This window comes from Streptococcus mitis (assembly GCF_002096925.1).
Taxonomy (GTDB): domain Bacteria; phylum Bacillota; class Bacilli; order Lactobacillales; family Streptococcaceae; genus Streptococcus; species Streptococcus mitis_AF.
Window position 1 is genome coordinate 17,121 of record NZ_NCVN01000008.1, and the last position, 22,037, is coordinate 39,157.

Consider the following 22,037-nt stretch of genomic DNA (forward strand, 5'->3'; position numbering starts at 1 on the left):
AGGAGAAAATATGACAATTTACAATATAAATTTAGGACTTGGTTGGGCCAGTAGCGGTGTAGAATACGCTCAAGCCTATCGTGCTGGTATTTTTAGGAAATTAAATATCCCCTCAAAGTTTATCTTTACAGATATGATTTTAGCTGATAATATTCAGCATCTGACAGCCAATATTGGTTTTGATGATGAGCAAGTTATCTGGCTTTATAATCACTTTACAGATATCAAGATTGCACCAACTAGTGTAACAGTGGCTGATGTCTTGGCTACTGTTGACGGTGTTGAAAGTCGTAGAGAAAAGAATGGCAGGGTTTTGCGTGTCTTCTTTTCTGACCAAGATAAGTTTGTCACCTGTTATTTGGTTGATGAGAACAAGGACTTGGTCCAGCATGCAGAGTATGTTTTTAAGGGGAACCTGATTCGGAAAGATTACTTCTCTTATACTCGTTATTGTAGCGAATACTTTGCTCCCAAGGACAATGTTGCAGTGCTATATCAACGGACATTCTACAATGAAGACGGAACTCCGGTCTATGATATCTTGATGAATCAAGGGAAGGAAGAAGTTTATCGTTTTAAGGATAAGATTTTCTATGGAAAGCAAGCTTTCATGCGTGCCTTTATGAAATCCTTGAATTTGAACAAGTCAGATTTGGTCATTCTGGATAGAGAGACAGGTATTGGACAGGTTGTGTTTGAGGAAGCACAAGCGGCGCATTTAGCGGTAGTCGTTCATGCGGAGCATTATAGTGAAAATGCTACAAATGAGGATTACATCCTTTGGAATAACTATTATGACTATCAGTTTACCAATGCGGATAAGGTTGATTTCTTTATCGTATCAACTGACAGACAAAATGAAGTGTTGCAGGAGCAATTTGCTAAATACACCCAGCATCAACCAAAGATTGTTACCATTCCTGTTGGTAGTATTGATGCATTAACTGAGTCAAGTCAGGGGCGTAAACCATTTTCATTGATTACTGCTTCACGTCTTGCCAAAGAAAAACATATTGACTGGTTGGTTAAGGCAGTTATTGAAGCTCGTAAGGAAATTCCTGAATTAACCTTTGATATCTATGGTAGTGGTGGAGAAGATTCTCTGCTTAGAGACATTATTGCAAATCATCAGGCTGAGGATTATATCCAACTTAAGGGACACGCAGAACTTTCGCAGATTTATAGCCAGTATGAAGTCTACTTGACGGCTTCTACCAGCGAAGGCTTTGGTTTGACCTTGATGGAAGCTGTTGGATCGGGTCTCCCCCTAATCGGTTTTGATGTACCTTATGGTAATCAGACCTTTATAGAAGATGGGCAAAATGGTTATTTGATTCCAAGTTCATCTGACCATGTAGAAGACCAAATCAAGCAAGCTTTTTCAACTAAGATTTGTCAATTGTATCAAGAAAATCGTTTGGAGGCTATGCGTGCCCATTCTTACCAAATTGCAGAAGATTTCTTAACCGAAGAAATTTTAGAAAAGTGGAAGAAAACAGTAGAGGAGGTGCTCCATGATTGAACTTTATGATCGTTATAGTCAGGAAAGTCGAGATTTACATGAAAGTCTAGTCGCTACTGGTCTTTCTCAACTTGGAGTGGTCATCGATGCAGATGGCTTTCTGCCTGATGGTCTGGTCTCTCCTTTTACTTATTATCTAGGATATGAAAAGGGAAAACCTCTTTATTTTAACCAAGTCCCTGTTCCGGTTTTTTGGGAAATTTCAGGAAATAATCAGTCTGCTCGTATTGAAGATATGGCACAGGAGAGAGCTGTCATTCATTATGCTGACGGAATGCAGGCTCGCTTGGTTAAACAGGTAGACTGGAAAGACCTAGAAGGACGAGTACGTCAGGTTGACCACTATAATCGCTTCGGAGCTTGTTTTGCTACAACGACCTATAGCGCAGATAGCGAGCCGATTATGACAGTTTACCAAGACGTCAATGGTCAGGAAGTCTTGCTGGAAAACCATGTGACGGGTGATATCTTATTGACTTTGCCTGATCAGTCTATGCGTTACTTTGCAAATAAGGTTGAATTTATCACCTTCTTTTTGCAAGATTTGGAAATAGATACCAGTCAGCTTATCTTTAATACTCTAGCGACTCCTTTCTTGGTTTCCTTCCATCATCCAGATAAATCTGGCTCAGATATCCTGGTTTGGCAGGAACCTCTCTATGATGCTATTCCAGGCAATATGCAGTTGATTTTGGAAAGCGATGATGTGCGTACTAAGAAGATTATCATTCCCAACAAGGCGACTTATGAGCGTGCTTTGGAGTTAACTGACGAGAAATACCATGATCAGTTTGTGCACTTGGGTTACCATTACCAGTTTAAACGCGATAATTTCCTAAGACGAGATGCCTTAATCTTGACTAATTCAGATCAGATTGAGCAAGTAGAAGTAATCGTAGAAGCCTTGCCTGATGTCACTTTCCGTATCGCAGCGGTGACAGAGATGTCTTCTAAGCTCTTAGACATGCTTCGCTATCCTAATGTGGTCCTTTATCAGAACGCTAGTCCACAGAAGATTCAGGAGCTGTATCAACTGTCGGATATTTACTTGGATATAAACCACAGCAATGAGTTGTTGCAGGCGGTGCGTCAGGCCTTTGAGCACAACCTCTTGATTCTTGGATTTAACCAAACGGTACACAATAGACTCTATATCGCTCCTGATCATCTATTTGAAAGTAGTGAAGTTTCTGCTTTGGTTGAGACCATTAAATTGGCCCTTTCAGATGTTGATCAAATGAATCAGGCACTTGGCAAACAAGGCCAACATGCAAATTATGTTGATTTGGTACGATATCAGGAAACCATGCAAACTGTTTTAGGAGGCTAACATGTCAGAGGAAGATTTATTTTACAAAGACGTTGAAGGTCGCATGGAAGAGTTGAAACAAAAACCCATCAAGAAGGAAAAAGAAACCCGAGGGGAAAAGATTAGTAAGACTTTTTCACTCTTACTGGGTTTGATGATTCTGATTGGTTTACTCTTTACTTTGCTGGGAATTTTGAGGTAGGGTTATGATTGAGATACTGATTGTTTTAGCTATTGTTCTCTCTCTTACCTTGATTGTATTGGTAACCATACAACCCCGTCAAAATCAATTATTCTCTATGGATGCCACCAGTAATATTGGTAAACCAAGCTACTGGCAGAGCAATACCTTGGTAAAGGTTCTCACTTTATTGGTGAGTTTGGCCTTATTCGTTTTACTATTAACCTTCATGGTGATAACTTACAAATAAAAGAAAACTTCAGATATTCACCTTTTGTGATTGGTCTGAAGTTTTCTTTTTTACTGTCCATATTTTTGGTAAAAATCAACTTTTACTTGGATGAAGGTTTTTGCTTCACGTAGGAGTTGAAGAAGTGTGGCACGGGTTTCAAATTCTTCTCTTGTCTTGGGTAGACTGCGGTTCCGAAAGACTTCCAGATAACGTTCAATTTCATCTAGCAAATCAGAAGCAGGATTGGTCTGGCTCAGTTGACCTGCAATTTTTGAAAAGAGTTGGGCCAAAATCAGGCTCTCACTGGCAGCTAGGTGACAGGTGTTGATTTGCTGGGCCATGTTTCGCAGGATGCGACTTTGTCGCTGTCTCATCTCAAAATAGTGAATATGGTAATCGGTCTGGTGAAAGAGGTGGTCAGAGTGATCCAAATAGACCAGTCTGAGGGCTTCTTCCAAAAGGGTGTCTAATTCTTCAACCAGTTGTGCTCGGTTGCGTCCATCCCCTCTGGATAAATAATATTTGAAGCGCTGGAGGATATCTTTTAACTTTTCTTCTACTAATGTGTGGTAATGCTGGATGTCCTCTTCTCGTGAAGGCATGTAGAGATTAACAAGCAAGGCAAATCCAGTACCGATAGCAAAGAGAAGGAATTCGTTGACTAGGAGTTCTGGAGAGGTTGACTCTTGCACCAAGAGATGGCTAACCAACACGCTACTTGGTGTGATGCCAATTTCCCAGCCCATCTTGTAGGCTAGAGGCACATAGAGGGCTAGATAGAGGCCAAGGCTCCAGATATGAAATCCGCTCAAGTGAAAAGCCAAAACACCGATAGCTAGAGCTAGAAGCATGGAAAAGAGTCGATTGCGGGCCAGTTTTAAGGTACTTCTACGAGTATCGGATAGGCTCAAGAGGGCGATGATTCCAGCCGAGACAGCTGAGGAGAGATTGAGAAAATAAGCAAGAAGGCAGGCAAGACAGGTAGCTAAGATGAGCTTGGTCGTACGTTGGCTAATAGACATAAGAATTTCCTAGTAAGTTAGAATAAAAGCGGAAAAGACAAGACCTGAGCAGGCTTGTCTTTATGAGTTATTTTTTACGGGCTGCTGCGTATTCGGCAACGGCAGTAAAGAGGACATCTGTTGAAGAGTTGAGAGCTGTTTCACATGAGTCCTGGATGACCCCAATCACAAATCCAACACCGACAACTTGCATGGCAATATCGTTAGAAATGCCGAAAAGGCTACAAGCAACTGGGATAAGGAGGAGGGAACCGCCAGCGATACCAGAAGCCCCACAGGCTGAGATAGCAGCTACTACACTAAGGACAAAGGCTGTCGCAAAGTCAACAGGGATGCCGAGAGTATTTACTGCAGCAAGGGTCAAAACGTTAATAGTAATCGCTGCTCCGGCCATGTTGATAGTAGAACCGAGTGGGATAGAAACCGAATAGGTATCTGGATCTAGTCCAAGGTCGTGACAAAGTTTCATGTTGACAGGGATGTTCGCCGCAGAACTACGAGTAAAGAAGGCTGTAACACCGCTGACACGCAAACATTTCCAAACGAGGGGATAAGGATTTCTCTTCATAAAGAGAAAGGCAATCAATGGATTGACAACCAGAGCGACAAAGAACATAGTTGTCACCAAGAGGGCAAGCAAGATTCCGTAGTTAGCGAGGCTTCCGATTCCCTTATCAGAGATGGTTTTGAAGACAAGACCAAGGATACCAAATGGAGCTAGGTTGATAATCCATTCGACAATCTTAGAAGTCACATCAGCTATGGTTTTCAGCAATTCTTTACTATTTTTGCTGGCTTCTCTCATAGCAATCCCGAAAACAACTGCCCAGGATAGGATACCGATGTAGTTGGCTGTGACAAGGGCATTGACTGGGTTGTCAACCAGTTTGAGCAAGAGGTTGCTGAGGACTTGTCCAATCCCATCTGGTGGAGCAATATCGGTATTAGCACTATTTAGGGTAATTTCAACAGGTACGATGAAACTTGCTAGTACAGCGATAAGTGCAGCTGCAAAGGTTCCCACCAAGTAAAGGAAGATGACCGTTTTCATATTGCTATCTTGGCCCTTTTGATGTTGGGAAAGGGCGTTAGCAACGAGGGCAAAGACTAGAATAGGTGCGATGGCTTTAAGGCCACCAACAAAGAGATCTCCAAGTAAACCAATTCCTGAAATGTTAGGAAGTGTCAGTCCTAGGGTTCCTCCAATAAGCATGCCAATCAAAATCCGTTTGATTAGGCTTGCCTTATTCCAAGCATGAATGAATTTTTTCATAACAATCTCCTTTGTTGTGTAATGTTTATGATTATAGTATAAATATGAACTAAAATCAAGAATTTTCTGTCTATTTTTGCTATTATTTTTGAATATTTATGGAGATTCATCACTTGTGAAAGTATGGTATAATAAATGAAAGGAGTTTTCTATGCAAGAATTTTTTCAAACCTACCTCAATAAGCTTGATATAACAACGATTATTGAGAATATCTTAACCAAGTTAATTTCTCTGTTATTCCTATTTTTGCTCTTTTATATAGCTAAGAAATTGCTCCATACCATGGTGCAGAGAATTGTTAAACCTTCTCTAAAAATGTCTCGTCATGATGTCGGGCGTCAGAAAACCATCTCACGTCTGTTAGAAAATGTGTTTAATTATACCCTTTATTTCTTTTTACTTTACTGCATTTTGTCGATTTTAGGTTTGCCAGTTTCTAGTTTGCTTGCTGGAGCCGGAATTGCTGGGGTGGCTATTGGGATGGGAGCCCAAGGTTTTCTGTCTGATGTCATCAATGGCTTTTTCATCCTCTTTGAACGTCAACTGGATGTGGGAGATGAGGTTGTTCTGACAAATGGTCCTATTACTGTATCGGGCAAGGTGGTTAGTGTTGGCATTCGAACAACGCAACTCAGAGGAGAAGATCAGGTTCTGCACTTCGTTCCCAATCGGAATATCACCGTCGTCAGCAATTTCTCACGCACAGACTAGACCTGTTATTTTAAGTAATTTGTGGTACAATAGAAAGAGTTTAATAAAGGAGAAAAGATGGTTTTAGAAAAGCAGTTGGGCAATGGTTGTACCTGGATAGACCTTGATGTGGATAAGATTAAAAATATGGAAGATCTTTCTGACATCTATGGATTGGACAAGGAAACCATTGAGTATGCTCTGGATAGAAATGAACGAGCTCATATGGATTATAACCGTGAAACGGAGACGGTAACCTTTATTTATAATGTTCTTGATTTAGAAAAAGACAAAGAATATTATGAAGCGATTCCCATGACCTTTATCGTCGAAAGACAACGAATGATTACCATCAGCAACCATAAGAATGCTTATGTCATTGATCAGATGTCAGCTTATCTGGATAGCCATGAGTCGCTTTCTATTTACAAGTTTCTCTTTGCTGGTTTAGAGATTATCAGTAACGCTTATTATCCTGTCATTGAAGAGATGGATAAAAGTAAGGACGAAATTAGTGCCTTGCTACGTCAAACTACAACAAAGAAAAATCTCTTCGCCCTCTCTGACTTGGAGACTGGTATGGTTTACTTGACAGCAGCAGCAAAACAAAATCGACTCCTCTTGGAACATATCCAGGGCCATGCTCTTTATCGGAGATTTAATGATGTCGAACGAGAGCAGTTTGATGATGCCATGATTGAAGCCCATCAGTTGGTGTCTATGACAGACTTGATTTCTCAAGTCTTGCAACAACTCTCAGCTTCTTACAACAACATCCTAAACAATAACTTGAATGATAGTTTGTCAATTTTGACTATTATCTCCGTCTTACTAGCAGTACTTGCGGTTATTACAGGTTTCTTCGGAATGAATGTTCCTCTACCATTTACAGAAGAGCCAAATGCTTGGATTTATATCTTAATGACTAGCTTGATTTTATGGGTGGCCTTATCTCAATGGCTGAAGAAAATTACTAGAAAATAAAAGAAAAGGAGCCAAAATGGTGATTGAAAACTACATGCCAGACTTTGCTGTGGAAGCAGTCTATGATCTGACAGTCCCAAGCCTGCAGGCGCAGGGAATCAAGGCTGTTTTGGTCGATTTAGACAATACCCTCATTGCTTGGAACAACCCTGATGGGACGCCAGAGATGAAGCAATGGCTACATGACCTTCGGGACGCGGGTATTCGCATTATCGTGGTCTCAAATAACACTAAGAAACGCGTCCAACGCGCAGTTGAGAAGTTTGGGATTGATTACGTTTATTGGGCTCTGAAGCCCTTCACATTTGGGATTGACCGTGCCATGAAGGAATTTCATTATGAGAAAAGTGAAGTGGTCATGGTCGGCGACCAGCTCATGACGGATATTCGAGCAGCCCACCGTGCAGGCATTCGCTCGATTTTAGTCAAACCCTTGGTCCAACATGACTCAATCAAAACGCAGATTAACCGAGCTCGTGAGCGTCGTGTGATGCGAAAAATCACTGAACAGTACGGACCGATTACATATAAAAAAGGAATTTAACTATGGAAGAAATTCTCTGTATTGGTTGCGGGGCAACCATTCAGACGACAGACAAGGCTGGTCTTGGTTTTACCCCCCAGTCGGCACTTGAAAAAGGTTTGGAGACTGGCGAAGTCTATTGCCAACGTTGTTTCCGTCTCCGCCACTACAATGAAATCACGGATGTCCAGTTGACGGACGATGATTTCCTCAAGCTCTTGCACGAGGTGGGAGACAGTGATGCCTTAGTGGTCAATGTCATTGATATCTTTGACTTTAATGGATCGGTCATCCCAGGCTTGCCACGCTTTGTATCGGGCAATGATGTTCTCTTGGTCGGAAATAAAAAAGATATTCTGCCCAAGTCTGTTAAACCGGGCAAGATTAGCCAGTGGCTGATGGAACGTGCCCACGAAGAAGGTCTTCGTCCAGTCGATGTGGTCCTAACTTCGGCACAAAACAAACATGCCATTAAGGAAGTCATTGACAAGATTGAACACTACCGTAAGGGGCGTGATGTCTATGTCGTTGGGGTTACCAATGTTGGAAAATCAACCCTTATCAATGCTATTATCCAAGAAATCACGGGTGATCAGAATGTCATCACGACTTCGCGCTTCCCAGGGACAACCTTGGACAAAATCGAGATTCCACTTGATGACGGTTCTTATATCTATGATACACCGGGGATTATCCACCGTCACCAGATGGCTCACTACTTGACGGCTAAAAACCTCAAGTATGTCAGCCCCAAAAAGGAAATCAAGCCTAAAACCTATCAGCTCAATCCTGAACAAACCCTGTTTCTAGGCGGTCTGGGACGCTTTGACTTCATTGCAGGTGAGAAGCAAGGTTTCACAGCCTTCTTTGACAATGAACTCAAACTCCATCGTACCAAACTTGAAGGCGCTAGTGCCTTTTACGATAAGCACGTCGGAACTCTTCTGACACCACCAAATAGTAAAGAAAAAGAAGTTTTTCCAAAACTAGTCCAGCATGTATTTAACATTAAGGAAAAGACAGATCTAGTCATCTCTGGACTCGGCTGGATCCGTGTAACAGGCACAGCCAAAGTCGCCGTCTGGGCACCAGAAGGCGTCGCAGTCGTCACACGAAAAGCAATTATTTAAAATGAAATCACTGAGCGAACAAAGTGAGCTCATAAAGAGATAGTTATTGCCGTGGTGTCTTGCCAATCATTAGATTGGCAAGGGGCACAATTGAGACCAAGGCTCAATTGTGAGGCCAGGAAATCCATTTTTCAAAGATGAGATCTTTGGAAAATTAGTTCCGACCGTCCCTCACTACCTAAAATAACTATCAAAAAATAAGGAAGAAATTATGTCATTAACATCAAAACAACGTGCCTTCCTCAACAGTCAGGCACACACCCTCAAACCCATCATCCAAATCGGGAAAAATGGACTTAACGACCAAATCAAAACCAGTGTCCGTCAGGCTCTTGACGCCCGCGAATTGATTAAAGTAACGCTCTTGCAAAACACAGATGAAAATATCCACGAAGTAGCTGAAATCTTGGAAGAAGAAATCGGTGTGGATACTGTCCAAAAGATTGGACGCATCTTAATCTTGTTTAAACAATCCAGCAAGAAAGAAAATTGCAAGATTTCTAAGAAAGTCAAAGAAATTTGACCCCCATACTCCAAACAACTGTTTTTACAGAGAAATAAAGGAGACTAGCCTATGGCAATCGAACTATTGACTCCCTTTACCAAGGTAGAGTTGGAGCCAGAAATCAAGGAGAAAAAACGCAAACAAGTCGGGATTTTAGGGGGGAATTTTAACCCTGTTCACAATGCCCATCTCATCGTTGCGGACCAAGTACGCCAGCAGTTAGGACTGGATCAAGTTTTGCTCATGCCTGAGTACCAACCTCCTCACGTAGATAAAAAGGAAACCATCCCTGAACACCATCGTCTCAAGATGCTTGAATTGGCGATTGAGGGGATTGAAGGTCTGGACATTGAAACAATCGAGCTAGAGCGCAAGGGCATTTCTTATACCTACGACACCATGAAGCTTCTAACTGAGAAGAATCCAGATACAGATTATTACTTTATCATCGGTGCCGACATGGTAGACTATCTGCCCAAGTGGTACCGAATTGATGAATTGGTTGACATGGTTCAGTTTGTAGGGGTTCAGCGCCCACGCTACAAGGCAGGGACTTCCTATCCCGTTATCTGGGTGGATGTGCCTCTCATGGATATCTCGTCTAGTATGGTGCGTGACTTCCTTGCCCAAGGACGAAAACCCAACTTTCTCCTACCTCAGCCGGTGCTAGACTACATCGAGAAGGAGGGGCTCTACTGATGGCCTATCAAGACTATATCAACTGTTCCCGTGAGGCTTTGTTGGAAAAAATGGCAGAGCTTCTACCTGAAAAACGCTTAACCCATTGCTTGGGTGTGGAGCGTGCAGCCATAGAGCTAGCAGAACGATTCGGAGTTGATGCTGAGAAAGCTGGTCTAGCAGGTCTTCTTCATGACTATGCTAAGAAGTTGTCAGATCAGGAATTTCTAGACTTGATTGACCGTTACCAGCTAGACCCTGACCTCAAAAACTGGGGCAATAATGTCTGGCATGGTATGGTTGGCATCTACAAGATTCAAGAAGATTTGGATTTGCATGATCTAGAAATCTTACGAGCTATTGAAATTCATACAGTCGGTGCTGGTCAGATGACAGATCTAGATAAAGTCATCTACGTTGCAGACTATATCGAGCATAACCGTGCCTTTCCAGGAGTGGATGTGGCGCGTGAAATTGCGAGTCTATCGCTTAATAAGGCGGTGGCCTACGAAACAGCTCGTACCGTGGAGCATCTAGCTCATCAGGGATTCCCTATCTATCCCCAAACCCTTGAAACCTATAACGCCTTTGTGCACTATTTGAAAGAGGACTAAATGAAGACGGCTTTTATAATCATTGATGTTCAGAATATTTTAGTGGAAACCGGTTTTCAGACAAATAGTCTATTGGAAAAAATTTCTTATTTACAAAACCAGGCTAGAAGCAAGAATATCGAAATTATCTATGTTCAACATATTGAGGATTTTGAAGCTCAAACATCAGAAGATTGGCAGATATCTGGACTTTTAAATCGAAAACCTAATGAAAAGGTCTTTCAGAAGAAGTATAACAGTATTTTCAAAGAAACTGGTTTAAAAGAATACTTGGATAAACAGGGGATTGAAAAATTAGTTTTATGTGGTATGCAGACAGAATATTGTGTGGATACCTCTGTCAAGGTTGCCTTTGAATATGGCTATAAGCTGATTATTCCAGAAGGTGCTGTCACAACCTTTGATGGAGATGACATTCCAGCAGAAACGATTAATGAATTTTATGAGGGCATTTGGGAGGGGCGCTTTGCAGATGTCCTAGATTACAAACATATTTTCTAGAAAGAGGACTAAATGAACGAAAAAGAATTACTAGAACTAGTCGTGAAAGCGGCTGATGAGAAACGTGCGGAGGATATCCTCGCACTTGACGTACAAGATTTGACTAGCGTGACGGATTACTTTGTTATTACTAGTTCAATGAATAGCCGTCAGTTGGACGCTATCGCTGATAACATCCGTGAAAAAGTAGCCCAAGCAGGCTTTAAAGGTAGCCATATCGAAGGCGATGCAGCTGGAGGTTGGGTCTTACTAGACCTCGGCGCTGTCGTTGTGCATGTCTTTTCAGAAGAAATGCGTGCCCACTATAACCTAGAAAAACTATGGCATGAGGCGGATTCAGTAGATTTATCTGAAGCTTTGGCCTAGTAGATGAACTCAGTTGTAGTCAACTGAGTTTATTTGCTTATTTTAGAAAATTGATGGAAAGGTAAAGAGCGAGTGGTTGTTTGCCATGGAGGCTCTTGGTATCATGTTTTATGGCAACTTATGAAACCTTTGCGGCGGTCTATGATGCGGTCATGGACGATAGTTTATACGACAAATGGACGGATTTTTCTCTGCGTCACTTGCCTAAAACCAAGGAGAGAAAGAAACTCTTGGAATTGGCTTGTGGGACAGGAATTCAATCGGTGCGCTTCTCTCAGGCTGGTTTTGACGTGACTGGACTTGACTTGAGTGGGGATATGTTGAAGATTGCTCAGAAGAGAGCTGCTTCAGCCAAACAAAAGATTGACTTTATTGAAGGTAATATGCTGGATTTGTCCAAAGCAGGTCAATATGATTTTGTCACGTGTTATTCGGACTCAATCTGCTACATGCAGGATGAGGTGGAAGTAGGGGATGTTTTTAAGGAAGTGTATAATGCCCTTAATGAAGATGGAGTTTTTATCTTTGATGTGCATTCGACCTACCAGACAGACGAAGTTTTTCCAGGCTATTCTTATCATGAAAATGTAGAAGATTTTGCCATGCTATGGGATACCTACGAGGACGCGGCGCCTCACTCTATCGTTCATGAGTTGACTTTCTTTATCAAGGAAGAGGATGGGTCCTTTAGTCGCCACGATGAAGTGCATGAGGAGCGGACTTATGAGGTCTTGACCTATGATATTTTGCTGGAACAGGCTGGTTTCAAGTCCTTCAAACTCTATGCCGACTTTGAGGACAAGGAACCAACAGAAACCAGTGCCCGTTGGTTTTTTATCGCACAGAAGTAGGAGATCACTATGACCATCACAGGTATTATAGCCGAGTTCAATCCTTTTCATAATGGGCATAAATACCTGCTAGATCAGGCTGATGGACTGAAAATCGTGGCTATGTCAGGAAATTTCATGCAACGTGGTGAGCCAGCCATTGTGGATAAGTGGACAAGGGCCCAGATGGCACTGGAAAATGGCGCAGACTTGGTAGTGGAATTGCCATTTTTAGTCAGTGTTCAAGCAGCAGATTTCTTTGGTCAAGGAGCTGTGGATATCTTAGCTCAGTTAGGGATTGATAACTTAGCCTTTGGGACGGAGGAAGTTCTGGATTACCAGAAAATCGCTGATTTATACACAGAGAAAGGTGCTGAGATGGAGGAATTTGTGGAAAATCTGTCTGATTCCCTCTCTTATCCTCAGAAAACTCAGGTCATGTGGAAGGAATTTGCTGGTCTTGATTTTTCAGGCAATACGCCCAATCATGTCCTTGCTCTTGCTTATGCCAAGGCGGTTGCGGGACGAAACATCAAACTTTATCCGATTCAGCGTCAGGGGGCTGGTTACCATTCTGTGGATAAGGATGTGGATTTTGCTTCGGCGACAGCTCTGCGTCAGCATCAGTCAGACCAAGATTTCTTAGAACGCTTTATGCCTTCTGTTGCTCTTTTTGAGCAGGCGAGTAAGGTGAGCTGGGATGACTATTTTCCTATGCTCCGCTATCAAATCTTGTCAAATCCCGACCTAACCACCATCTATCAGGTCAATCAAGAAATGGCTGTGCGCATTAAGGAAGCTATTAAGATAGCTCAGTCTGTTGACGAATTGGTCGAGTTAGTGACTACCAAACGTTATACCAAGGCGCGTGTACGACGCCTCTTGACTTATATCTTAGTGCAAGCTAGAGAAAGTGACTTGCCAGAAGCCATTCATGTTCTTGGCTTTACCGAAAAAGGCAGAAAGCATCTCAAGTCTCTGAAAGGGCAGGTCAATCTAGTCAGCCGAATTGGAAAAGAACCTTGGGATCCCATGACTCAAAATGCAGACCAGATTTACCGACTGGGTAATCCAAGTATAGCAGAGCAGAATTTCGGCAGAGTACCCATTAGAATAGAATCAAACTAAGTCTACTGAAATGTAGGCTTTTTTAAAATCTCTGCGAAACAACTATTTCTAATCAACAAAGATTTAACAATTTTATTTTAGCGATTGTGTCCTATATTCCATTTTTTATAGGAAAAGATTTTGTCAAAAATTCGTCAATCCCCTTGAAAAATCTAGCTAAATAGGGTATAATATGAATAATCATTTGTCGTAGGTTTTGTCTGAAATATTGTCCAGACAAGGCTCACAGCAGTTAAATCTTCTGAAGAAGTCAGATTTAGCTGCTCTTTTTGTGCTTTTTTTCAGGATTTTGAGTGCTTGTAACAAAGACTTAAAGATTCTGAAAATTTATCAAGAGGACACGGTGATAGGGGTTTTTAAAACCATATGACGATTAGAAAAGCCTGATTGACAAGGCTTGGAACTTATTTACAAAGGAGAATCATCTTGGCAGGACATGACGTTCAATACGGGAAACATCGTACCCGTCGTAGTTTTTCAAGAATCAAAGAAGTTCTTGACTTACCAAATTTGATTGAAATTCAAACTGACTCATTCAAAGATTTCCTAGACCATGGTCTTAAGGAAGTATTTGAAGATGTATTGCCAATTTCAAACTTCACAGACACAATGGAGTTGGAATTTGTTGGATATGAAATCAAGGAACCAAAATACACGCTAGAAGAAGCTCGTATCCACGATGCTAGCTACTCAGCACCAATTTTTGTAACCTTCCGCTTGATCAATAAAGAAACAGGCGAAATCAAAACCCAAGAAGTTTTCTTTGGTGATTTCCCAATCATGACTGAAATGGGTACTTTCATCATCAATGGTGGTGAACGTATCATCGTATCTCAGTTGGTCCGCTCACCAGGTGTTTACTTTAACGATAAAGTTGATAAAAACGGTAAAGTGGGGTACGGGTCAACTGTTATCCCTAACCGTGGAGCTTGGTTGGAACTTGAAAGCGACTCAAAAGATATTGCCTACACTCGTATCGACCGTACTCGTAAGATTCCATTTACAACATTGGTTCGTGCGCTTGGTTTCTCAGGTGATGATGAAATCTTTGATATCTTTGGTGATAGCGAATTGGTTCGCAACACTGTTGAAAAAGATATCCACAAGAATCCAATGGACTCTCGTACCGACGAAGCTTTGAAAGAAATTTACGAACGCCTTCGTCCAGGTGAGCCTAAGACTGCTGAAAGCTCACGTAGCTTGCTTGTAGCTCGTTTCTTTGACCCACGTCGTTATGACTTGGCAGCTGTCGGTCGTTACAAAATCAATAAAAAACTCAATGTTAAAACACGCTTGCTTAACCAAACTATTGCTGAGCCATTGGTAGACCCTGAAACAGGCGAAATCTTGGTAGAAGCTGGAACAGTCATGACTCGTAGCGTGATTGAAAGCATTGAAAGCCATTTGGATGGCGACTTGAACAAGATTGTTTACATTCCAAATGATGCAGCGGTTGTGACTGAGCCAGTTGTTCTTCAAAAATTCAAGGTTGTTGCTCCAACTGATCCAGACCGTGTTGTAACTATTATTGGTAATGCTAATCCAGATGACAAGGTTCGTATCGTCACTCCTGCAGATATTCTTGCCGAGATGAGCTACTTCCTCAACTTGGCTGAAGGGCTTGGCCGTGTAGATGACATCGACCACCTTGGAAACCGTCGTATCCGTGCGGTTGGTGAATTGCTTGCTAACCAAGTACGTCTTGGACTTTCTCGTATGGAACGTAATGTCCGTGAACGTATGTCTGTTCAAGACAACGAAGTCTTGACACCGCAACAAATTATCAATATCCGTCCTGTAACAGCTGCGGTTAAAGAATTCTTTGGTTCATCACAGTTGTCACAGTTCATGGACCAACACAACCCACTTTCTGAGTTGTCTCACAAACGCCGTTTGTCAGCCTTGGGGCCTGGTGGTTTGACACGTGACCGTGCTGGATATGAAGTACGTGACGTGCACTACACTCACTACGGTCGTATGTGTCCAATCGAGACACCTGAAGGACCTAATATCGGTTTGATCAATAACTTGTCATCTTACGGACACTTGAACAAATATGGTTTTGTTCAAACACCATACCGTAAAGTTGACCGTGAAACAGGTGTTGTTACGAACGAAATCGTTTGGTTGACAGCCGATGAAGAAGATGAATTTACTGTAGCACAGGCTAATTCTCGTCTGAATGAAGATGGAACATTTGCTGAGAAAGTTGTCATGGGTCGTCACCAAGGGGTCAACCAAGAGTATCCAGCTAATGTTGTTGACTACATGGACGTATCACCAAAACAGGTAGTTGCCGTTGCGACAGCATGTATTCCTTTCTTGGAAAACGATGACTCCAACCGTGCCCTCATGGGAGCCAACATGCAACGTCAGGCTGTACCATTGATTAATCCTAAAGCACCTTACGTTGGTACTGGTATGGAATACCAAGCAGCCCACGATTCAGGAGCTGCTGTGATTGCTCAGTATGACGGTAAAGTTACCTATGCAGATGCTGACAAGGTAGAAGTTCGTCGTGAAGATGGTTCATTGGACGTTTACCACATCCAAAAATTCCGTCGTTCAAATTCAGGTACTGCTTACAACCAACGCACTCTTGTAAAAGTTGGCGATGTCGTTGAAAAAGGCGATTTCATCGCTGACGGACCTTCTATGGAAAATGGAGAAATGGCGCTTGGACAAAACCCAATCGTTGCCTACATGACTTGGGAAGGATACAACTTCGAGGATGCTGTTATCATGAGCGAACGCTTGGTGAAAGACGATGTCTACACATCTGTTCACCTTGAAGAATACGAATCAGAAACACGCGATACAAAGCTTGGGCCTGAAGAAATCACTCGTGAAATTCCAAACGTTGGTGAAGATGCCCTTAAAGACCTTGACGAAATGGGTATTATCCGTATCGGTGCTGAGGTTAAAGAAGGGGATATCCTTGTAGGTAAAGTAACACCTAAGGGTGAAAAAGACCTTTCAGCTGAAGAACGTCTCTTGCACGCTATTTTCGGAGACAAATCTCGTGAAGTTCGCGATACTTCACTTCGCGTACCCCACGGTGCCGATGGTGTTGTTCGTGATGTTAAGATCTTTACACGTGCAAATGGTGATGAATTACAATCAGGTGTTAATATGCTGGTTCGTGTTTACATCGCTCAAAAACGTAAGATTAAGGTCGGAGACAAGATGGCCGGACGTCACGGAAATAAAGGGGTTGTCTCTCGTATCGTTCCTGTAGAAGACATGCCTTACCTTCCAGATGGAACTCCAGTCGATATCATGTTGAACCCACTTGGGGTGCCATCACGTATGAATATAGGTCAGGTTATGGAGCTCCACCTTGGTATGGCTGCTCGTACTCTTGGTATTCATATCGCAACACCAGTCTTTGACGGAGCAAGTTCTGAAGACCTTTGGTCAACTGTTAAAGAAGCTGGTATGGATAGCGATGCCAAAACGATCCTTTACGATGGACGTACTGGTGAACCATTTGATAACCGTGTTTCTGTCGGAGTCATGTACATGATCAAACTCCACCACATGGTTGATGATAAATTGCACGCGCGTTCAGTCGGACCTTACTCAACCGTTACTCAACAACCACTCGGAGGTAAAGCTCAGTTTGGTGGACAACGTTTCGGTGAGATGGAGGTTTGGGCTCTTGAAGCCTACGGTGCGTCAAATGTCCTTCAAGAAATCTTGACTTACAAGTCTGACGATATCAACGGACGTCTGAAAGCTTATGAAGCCATTACAAAAGGAAAACCAATTCCAAAACCAGGTGTTCCAGAATCCTTCCGAGTTCTTGTCAAAGAATTGCAATCTCTTGGTCTTGACATGCGTGTCCTAGACGAAGATGACCAAGAAGTGGAACTTCGTGACTTGGATGAAGGAATGGACGAAGATGTCATCCACGTAGATGACCTTGAAAAAGCCCGCGAAAAAGCAGCACAAGAGGCTAAAGCAGCCTTTGAAGCTGAAGAAGCTGAGAAAGCAACAAAAGCGGAAGCAACAGAAGAAGCTGCTGAGTAAGAAAAAGCAGTTCACTTAGAATAGAAAGGGAAGAAATAGTGGTTGATGTAAATCGTTTTAAAAGTATGCAAATCACCCTAGCTTCTCCAAGTAAAGTCCGTTCATGGTCTTATGGAGAAGTCAAAAAACCTGAAACAATCAATTACCGTACCTTAAAACCAGAACGTGAAGGGCTCTTTGATGAAGTTATCTTTGGTCCTACAAAAGACTGGGAATGTGCTTGTGGTAAGTACAAACGCATTCGTTACAGAGGAATTGTTTGTGACCGTTGTGGGGTTGAAGTAACGCGTACAAAAGTTCGTCGTGAGCGTATGGGGCACATTGAGTTGAAAGCTCCTGTATCTCACATCTGGTACTTCAAGGGGATTCCAAGCCGTATGGGCTTGACCCTTGATATGAGCCCTCGTGCCCTCGAGGAAGTTATCTACTTTGCGGCTTATGTGGTGATTGATCCTAAGGATACACCACTTGAGCACAAGTCTATCATGACAGAGCGCGAATACCGTGAGCGTTTGCGTGAGTATGGTTATGGATCATTCGTTGCCAAGATGGGTGCCGAAGCCATCCAAGACCTTTTGAAACAAGTAGATCTTGAAAAAGAAATTGCTGAACTCAAAGAAGAGTTGAAAACAGCTACTGGACAAAAACGTGTCAAAGCTATCCGTCGTTTGGATGTTTTGGATGCCTTTTATAAGTCTGGTAACAAACCTGAATGGATGATTCTCAACATTCTTCCGGTTATTCCACCAGATCTTCGTCCAATGTTGCAGTTGGATGGTGGCCGTTTTGCCTCATCTGACTTGAATGACCTTTACCGCCGTGTTATCAACCGTAACAACCGTTTGGCTCGTTTGCTTGAGTTGAATGCACCAGGTATCATCGTTCAAAATGAGAAGCGTATGCTTCAAGAAGCGGTTGACGCTTTGATTGACAATGGTCGTCGTGGTCGTCCAATCACAGGACCAGGTAGCCGTCCACTGAAATCATTGAGCCACATGCTTAAAGGTAAACAAGGACGCTTCCGTCAAAACTTGCTCGGTAAACGTGTTGACTTCTCAGGACGTTCCGTTATCGCCGTTGGTCCAACGCTTAAGATGTACCAATGTGGTGTGCCACGTGAAATGGCGATCGAGCTCTTTAAGCCATTCGTGATGCGTGAAATCGTTGCACGTGATATCGTGCAAAACGTTAAAGCTGCTAAACGCTTGGTGGAACGTGGAGACGAACGCATCTGGGATATCCTTGAAGAAGTGATCAAAGAACACCCAGTGCTTTTGAACCGCGCACCGACCCTTCACCGTTTAGGTATCCAAGCCTTCGAGCCAGTCTTAATTGATGGTAAGGCCCTTCGCTTGCACCCGCTTGTCTGTGAAGCCTACAATGCCGACTTTGACGGGGACCAAATGGCCATCCACGTACCGCTTTCAGAAGAAGCCCAAGCAGAAGCTCGTATCTTGATGCTAGCTGCTGAGCACATCTTGAACCCGAAAGATGGTAAACCAGTTGTTACTCCATCTCAGGACATGGTTTTGGGTAACTACTACTTGACAATGGAAGAAGCTGGTCGTGAAGGTGAAGGAATGGTCTTCAAAGACCGTGACGAAGCGGTTATGGCTTACCGTAATGGTTATGTTCACCTCCACTCACGTGTTGGTATCGCAACAGACAGCCTCAACAAACCATGGACAGAAGAGCAAAAACACAAGGTCTTGCTTACAACAGTTGGTAAAATCCTCTTCAACGACATTATGCCAGAGGGTCTACCATACTTGCAAGAACCAAACAATGCCAACTTGACAGAAGGCGTTCCAGCTAAATACTTCTTGCCACTTGGTGGAGATATCAAGGAAGCTATCAGCAATCTTGAACTTAACCCTCCATTCAAGAAGAAAAACCTTGGAAATATCATCGCTGAAATCTTCAAACGTTTCCGTACGACAGAAACTTCTGCCCTACTTGACCGTATGAAGAACCTCGGTTACCACCACTCAACTCTTGCAGGATTGACAGTGGGTATTGCCGATATCCCAGTCGTTGATGACAAGGCTGAAATCATTGAAGAATCACACAAACGTGTAGAACAAATCACAAAACAATTCCGTCGTGGTATGATCACAGACGACGAGCGATACAATGCCGTTACAGCTGAATGGCGTGCTGCCCGTGAAAAACTTGAGAAACGTTTGATTGCCAACCAAGATCCTAAGAATCCAATCGTTATGATGATGGATTCTGGAGCCCGTGGTAACATCTCAAACTTCTCACAGCTTGCCGGTATGCGTGGTCTGATGGCGGCTCCGAACGGACGTATCATGGAATTGCCAATCCTTTCAAACTTCCGCGAAGGTTTGTCAGTACTCGAAATGTTCTTCTCCACTCACGGTGCTCGTAAAGGTATGACCGATACGGCCCTTAAGACAGCCGACTCAGGTTACTTGACTCGTCGTTTGGTTGACGTTGCCCAAGACGTTATCATCCGTGAGGACGATTGTGGAACTGACCGTGGTCTCTTGATCCGCTCTATCGCAGAAGGAAAAGAGATGATTGAGTCTCTAGAAGAACGTCTCAACGGTCGTTACACTAAGAAAACTGTTAAACATCCAGAAACTGGTGCAGTGATTATCGGTCCAAATGAGTTGATTACAGAAGACAAGGCGCGTGAAATTGTCAATGCTGGTGTGGAAGAAGTGACTATCCGTTCCGTGTTTACATGTAACACTCGTCACGGTGTCTGCCGTCACTGTTACGGTATCAACTTGGCGACTGGTGATGCGGTTGAAGTTGGTGAAGCAGTTGGTACAATCGCTGCCCAATCTATCGGGGAACCTGGTACACAGCTTACAATGCGTACCTTCCACACGGGTGGGGTTGCCTCAAATACCGATATCACTCAGGGTCTTCCTCGTGTCCAAGAAATCTTTGAAGCCCGCAATCCTAAAGGGGAAGCGGTTATCACAGAGGTTAAAGGACAAGTTACCGCTATCGAAGAAGATGCATCAACTCGTACTAAGAAAGTCTTTGTTAAGGGTGAAACTGGCGAAGGTGAATATGTCGTTCCATTTACCGCTCGTATGCGTGTTGAAGTTGGAGACCAAGTAGCGCGTGGTGCTGCTCTTACAGAAGGTTCTATCCAACCAAAACGTCTCCTTGCAGTTCGTGATGTCTTGTCAGTTGAAACTTACCTTCTCGGTGAAGTACAAAAAGTTTACCGTAGCCAAGGGGTAGAAATCGGTGACAAACACATCGAGGTAATGGTTCGTCAAATGATCCGTAAAGTCCGTGTCATGGATCCAGGTGACACAGATCTTCTCATGGGTACCCTTATGGATATCAATGACTTTACAGATGCCAACAAAGATGTCCTTATCGCAGGTGGAGTTCCAGCGACTGGTCGACCAGTTCTTATGGGAATTACCAAAGCCTCACTTGAAACCAACAGTTTCTTGTCAGCGGCTTCCTTCCAGGAAACAACTCGTGTCCTTACTGACGCAGCTATCCGTGGTAAGAAAGACCATCTCCTTGGACTTAAAGAAAATGTTATCATCGGTAAGATCATTCCAGCAGGTACTGGTATGGCTCGCTACCGTAACCTTGAACCACAGGCTATCAACGAAGAAGAATACCTTAATCCTCCAGTAGAGGAAGAAGGGAATGAAGAAACAACAGAAGTAGTTGTGGATACTGCCGTTGAAACTGTGGAAGAAACAGTAGAATAAAAGCAGATGAGAGAGCCTTCGGGTTCTCTTTTATTTTCTGAAAGCTTTCTCCATTTTTCCATGAAATGTGGTAAAATAATACTCAATGAAAATCAAAGAGCAAACTAGGAAACTAGCCGTAGGTTGCTCAAAGCACTGCTTTGAGGTTGTAGATAGAACTGACGAAGTCAGCTCAAAACACTGTTTTGAGGTTGTGGATAGAACTGACGAAGTCAGTAACCATACTTACGGCAAGGCGACGTTGACGTGGTTTGAATTTGATTTTCGAAGAGTATAAAAGAAAGAAGCTGACAAAGGAGACGGGTATGGAACAAACATTTTTTATCATTAAACCAGACGGTGTAAAAAGAGGATTAGTGGGTGAGGTGTTGAAACGCATTGAACAACGTGGATTTACAATCGAAAAATTGGAGTTGTGTTCACAGCTTTCAGAAGAGTTGATTGACCAGCACTATCAGGATTTGGTTGGCCAAAGTTTTTACCCACCGATTCGTGAATTCATGACTTCAGGTCCAGTTCTTGTGGGTATCATTTCGGGTCCCAAAGTAATCGAAACTTGGCGGACCATGATGGGCGCAACTCGTCCAGAAGAAGCTTTACCAGGAACGATTCGAGGTGATTTTGCAAAAGCGGCTGGTGAAAACCAAGCTATTCAAAATATTGTACATGGATCAGATTCAGAAGAGTCAGCTAAGCGAGAAATTGCTCTTTGGTTTGACGGAAAGTAGTAAAAGTTTGATGTAAGGGATACTTGCATCAAACTTTTTTGCATTTTAGAGTAGAAAACTGACAGTTGAGAA

General features: G+C 42.8%; 20 protein-coding genes. 18 read left to right on the plus strand and 2 right to left on the minus strand.

Going from position 1 to position 22,037, the window contains the following annotated elements; genetic code table 11:
- Positions 1 to 10: 10 nt before the first annotated feature.
- Genes gtfA through asp5 form a run of 4 tightly spaced genes read left to right on the plus strand, consistent with a single transcriptional unit; the run spans position 11 to position 3,262 of the window.
- Entirely contained in the window at positions 11 to 1,522 is a 1,512-nt protein-coding gene (gtfA, locus tag B7692_RS02150; protein WP_084929776.1) for an accessory Sec system glycosyltransferase GtfA, read from the plus strand.
- On the plus strand, positions 1,515 to 2,852 hold the full coding sequence (gene gtfB, locus B7692_RS02155) for an accessory Sec system glycosylation chaperone GtfB (protein WP_084929777.1): 1,338 nt from the start codon (positions 1,515 to 1,517) through the stop codon (positions 2,850 to 2,852). The genes gtfA and gtfB overlap by 8 nt, the downstream gene beginning before the upstream one ends.
- 1 nt (position 2,853) lies before the next feature.
- Positions 2,854 to 3,033, plus strand: a complete 180-nt coding sequence (asp4, locus tag B7692_RS02160) for an accessory Sec system protein Asp4 (RefSeq protein ID WP_001287962.1) — start codon at positions 2,854 to 2,856, stop codon at positions 3,031 to 3,033.
- 4 nt (positions 3,034 to 3,037) lie between these two features.
- The gene (gene asp5 / locus B7692_RS02165) at positions 3,038 to 3,262 is read left to right on the plus strand and encodes an accessory Sec system protein Asp5 (protein ID WP_084929778.1); all 225 of its coding nucleotides are present in this window, start codon (positions 3,038 to 3,040) and stop codon (positions 3,260 to 3,262) included.
- 50 nt (positions 3,263 to 3,312) lie between these two features.
- Here the strand turns inward: asp5 and B7692_RS02170 are convergent, their stop codons facing one another.
- Together B7692_RS02170 and sstT are read right to left on the minus strand one after the other, a co-directional pair.
- Positions 3,313 to 4,266 (minus strand): aromatic acid exporter family protein, encoded by a 954-nt coding sequence (locus B7692_RS02170; protein WP_033686484.1) that lies wholly within the window; start codon positions 4,264 to 4,266, stop codon positions 3,313 to 3,315.
- Positions 4,267 to 4,333: 67 nt separating this feature from the next.
- Positions 4,334 to 5,539, minus strand: coding sequence for a serine/threonine transporter SstT (sstT, locus tag B7692_RS02175; protein WP_060627647.1), 1,206 nt, complete (start codon positions 5,537 to 5,539; stop codon positions 4,334 to 4,336).
- A 151-nt stretch (positions 5,540 to 5,690) separates the two neighbouring features.
- Between sstT and B7692_RS02180 the strand changes: the two genes are divergently transcribed.
- The 14 genes from B7692_RS02180 (at position 5,691) to ndk (ending at position 21,965) form a co-directional block, all read left to right on the plus strand.
- On the plus strand, positions 5,691 to 6,251 hold the full coding sequence (locus B7692_RS02180; RefSeq protein ID WP_045604804.1) for a mechanosensitive ion channel family protein: 561 nt from the start codon (positions 5,691 to 5,693) through the stop codon (positions 6,249 to 6,251).
- A 57-nt stretch (positions 6,252 to 6,308) separates the two neighbouring features.
- Positions 6,309 to 7,214 (plus strand): magnesium transporter CorA family protein, encoded by a 906-nt coding sequence (locus B7692_RS02185; protein WP_000242267.1) that lies wholly within the window; start codon positions 6,309 to 6,311, stop codon positions 7,212 to 7,214.
- A 16-nt stretch (positions 7,215 to 7,230) separates the two neighbouring features.
- Complete coding sequence (locus B7692_RS02190) at positions 7,231 to 7,758, plus strand: YqeG family HAD IIIA-type phosphatase (RefSeq protein WP_084929779.1); 528 nt, start codon at positions 7,231 to 7,233, stop codon at positions 7,756 to 7,758.
- 2 nt (positions 7,759 to 7,760) lie between these two features.
- Positions 7,761 to 8,867 (plus strand): ribosome biogenesis GTPase YqeH, encoded by a 1,107-nt coding sequence (gene yqeH / locus B7692_RS02195; protein ID WP_084923694.1) that lies wholly within the window; start codon positions 7,761 to 7,763, stop codon positions 8,865 to 8,867.
- Positions 8,868 to 9,078: 211 nt separating this feature from the next.
- Positions 9,079 to 9,390, plus strand: coding sequence for a ribosome assembly RNA-binding protein YhbY (gene yhbY, locus B7692_RS02200; protein ID WP_084886757.1), 312 nt, complete (start codon positions 9,079 to 9,081; stop codon positions 9,388 to 9,390).
- 51 nt (positions 9,391 to 9,441) lie between these two features.
- Positions 9,442 to 10,071 carry a nicotinate-nucleotide adenylyltransferase gene (locus B7692_RS02205; protein ID WP_084886755.1) on the plus strand — a complete coding sequence of 210 codons (630 nt, stop codon included), beginning with the start codon at positions 9,442 to 9,444 and terminating at the stop codon, positions 10,069 to 10,071.
- Positions 10,071 to 10,664 (plus strand): bis(5'-nucleosyl)-tetraphosphatase (symmetrical) YqeK, encoded by a 594-nt coding sequence (gene yqeK, locus B7692_RS02210; protein ID WP_084923696.1) that lies wholly within the window; start codon positions 10,071 to 10,073, stop codon positions 10,662 to 10,664. The genes B7692_RS02205 and yqeK overlap by 1 nt, the downstream gene beginning before the upstream one ends.
- On the plus strand, positions 10,665 to 11,165 hold the full coding sequence (locus B7692_RS02215; RefSeq protein ID WP_084923697.1) for a cysteine hydrolase family protein: 501 nt from the start codon (positions 10,665 to 10,667) through the stop codon (positions 11,163 to 11,165).
- Positions 11,166 to 11,177: 12 nt separating this feature from the next.
- Positions 11,178 to 11,531 (plus strand): ribosome silencing factor, encoded by a 354-nt coding sequence (gene rsfS, locus B7692_RS02220; RefSeq protein ID WP_084929780.1) that lies wholly within the window; start codon positions 11,178 to 11,180, stop codon positions 11,529 to 11,531.
- Positions 11,532 to 11,641: 110 nt separating this feature from the next.
- A complete protein-coding gene (locus tag B7692_RS02225; RefSeq protein ID WP_084929781.1) occupies positions 11,642 to 12,382 on the plus strand; it encodes a class I SAM-dependent DNA methyltransferase in 741 nt (246 codons plus the stop codon).
- A 9-nt stretch (positions 12,383 to 12,391) separates the two neighbouring features.
- Positions 12,392 to 13,489 (plus strand): nucleotidyltransferase, encoded by a 1,098-nt coding sequence (locus B7692_RS02230; RefSeq protein WP_084929782.1) that lies wholly within the window; start codon positions 12,392 to 12,394, stop codon positions 13,487 to 13,489.
- Positions 13,490 to 13,915: 426 nt separating this feature from the next.
- Positions 13,916 to 17,521 (plus strand): DNA-directed RNA polymerase subunit beta, encoded by a 3,606-nt coding sequence (rpoB, locus tag B7692_RS02235; RefSeq protein WP_049501825.1) that lies wholly within the window; start codon positions 13,916 to 13,918, stop codon positions 17,519 to 17,521.
- A gap of 38 nt (positions 17,522 to 17,559) precedes the next feature.
- On the plus strand, positions 17,560 to 21,237 hold the full coding sequence (gene rpoC / locus B7692_RS02240; RefSeq protein ID WP_049487426.1) for a DNA-directed RNA polymerase subunit beta': 3,678 nt from the start codon (positions 17,560 to 17,562) through the stop codon (positions 21,235 to 21,237).
- A 305-nt stretch (positions 21,238 to 21,542) separates the two neighbouring features.
- Positions 21,543 to 21,965, plus strand: a complete 423-nt coding sequence (gene ndk / locus B7692_RS02250; protein WP_084929784.1) for a nucleoside-diphosphate kinase — start codon at positions 21,543 to 21,545, stop codon at positions 21,963 to 21,965.
- Positions 21,966 to 22,037: the final 72 nt, after the last annotated feature.

What these genes read in the sequence shown, in the direction of transcription:
- rsfS (WP_084929780.1), top strand. Translation starts at nt 11,178, where the DNA reads ATGAACGAAAAAGAATTACTAGAACTAGTCGTGAAAGCGGCTGATGAG.
- ndk (WP_084929784.1), top strand. Translation starts at nt 21,543, where the DNA reads ATGGAACAAACATTTTTTATCATTAAACCAGACGGTGTAAAAAGAGGA.
- B7692_RS02185 (WP_000242267.1), top strand. Translation starts at nt 6,309, where the DNA reads ATGGTTTTAGAAAAGCAGTTGGGCAATGGTTGTACCTGGATAGACCTT.
- asp4 (WP_001287962.1), top strand. Translation starts at nt 2,854, where the DNA reads ATGTCAGAGGAAGATTTATTTTACAAAGACGTTGAAGGTCGCATGGAA.
- B7692_RS02190 (WP_084929779.1), top strand. Translation starts at nt 7,231, where the DNA reads ATGGTGATTGAAAACTACATGCCAGACTTTGCTGTGGAAGCAGTCTAT.
- yqeH (WP_084923694.1), top strand. Translation starts at nt 7,761, where the DNA reads ATGGAAGAAATTCTCTGTATTGGTTGCGGGGCAACCATTCAGACGACA.
- yhbY (WP_084886757.1), top strand. Translation starts at nt 9,079, where the DNA reads ATGTCATTAACATCAAAACAACGTGCCTTCCTCAACAGTCAGGCACAC.
- B7692_RS02225 (WP_084929781.1), top strand. Translation starts at nt 11,642, where the DNA reads ATGGCAACTTATGAAACCTTTGCGGCGGTCTATGATGCGGTCATGGAC.
- B7692_RS02205 (WP_084886755.1), top strand. Translation starts at nt 9,442, where the DNA reads ATGGCAATCGAACTATTGACTCCCTTTACCAAGGTAGAGTTGGAGCCA.
- B7692_RS02170 (WP_033686484.1), bottom strand. Translation starts at nt 4,266, where the DNA reads ATGTCTATTAGCCAACGTACGACCAAGCTCATCTTAGCTACCTGTCTT.
- sstT (WP_060627647.1), bottom strand. Translation starts at nt 5,539, where the DNA reads ATGAAAAAATTCATTCATGCTTGGAATAAGGCAAGCCTAATCAAACGG.
- B7692_RS02180 (WP_045604804.1), top strand. Translation starts at nt 5,691, where the DNA reads ATGCAAGAATTTTTTCAAACCTACCTCAATAAGCTTGATATAACAACG.
- B7692_RS02215 (WP_084923697.1), top strand. Translation starts at nt 10,665, where the DNA reads ATGAAGACGGCTTTTATAATCATTGATGTTCAGAATATTTTAGTGGAA.
- asp5 (WP_084929778.1), top strand. Translation starts at nt 3,038, where the DNA reads ATGATTGAGATACTGATTGTTTTAGCTATTGTTCTCTCTCTTACCTTG.
- gtfA (WP_084929776.1), top strand. Translation starts at nt 11, where the DNA reads ATGACAATTTACAATATAAATTTAGGACTTGGTTGGGCCAGTAGCGGT.
- B7692_RS02230 (WP_084929782.1), top strand. Translation starts at nt 12,392, where the DNA reads ATGACCATCACAGGTATTATAGCCGAGTTCAATCCTTTTCATAATGGG.
- gtfB (WP_084929777.1), top strand. Translation starts at nt 1,515, where the DNA reads ATGATTGAACTTTATGATCGTTATAGTCAGGAAAGTCGAGATTTACAT.
- yqeK (WP_084923696.1), top strand. Translation starts at nt 10,071, where the DNA reads ATGGCCTATCAAGACTATATCAACTGTTCCCGTGAGGCTTTGTTGGAA.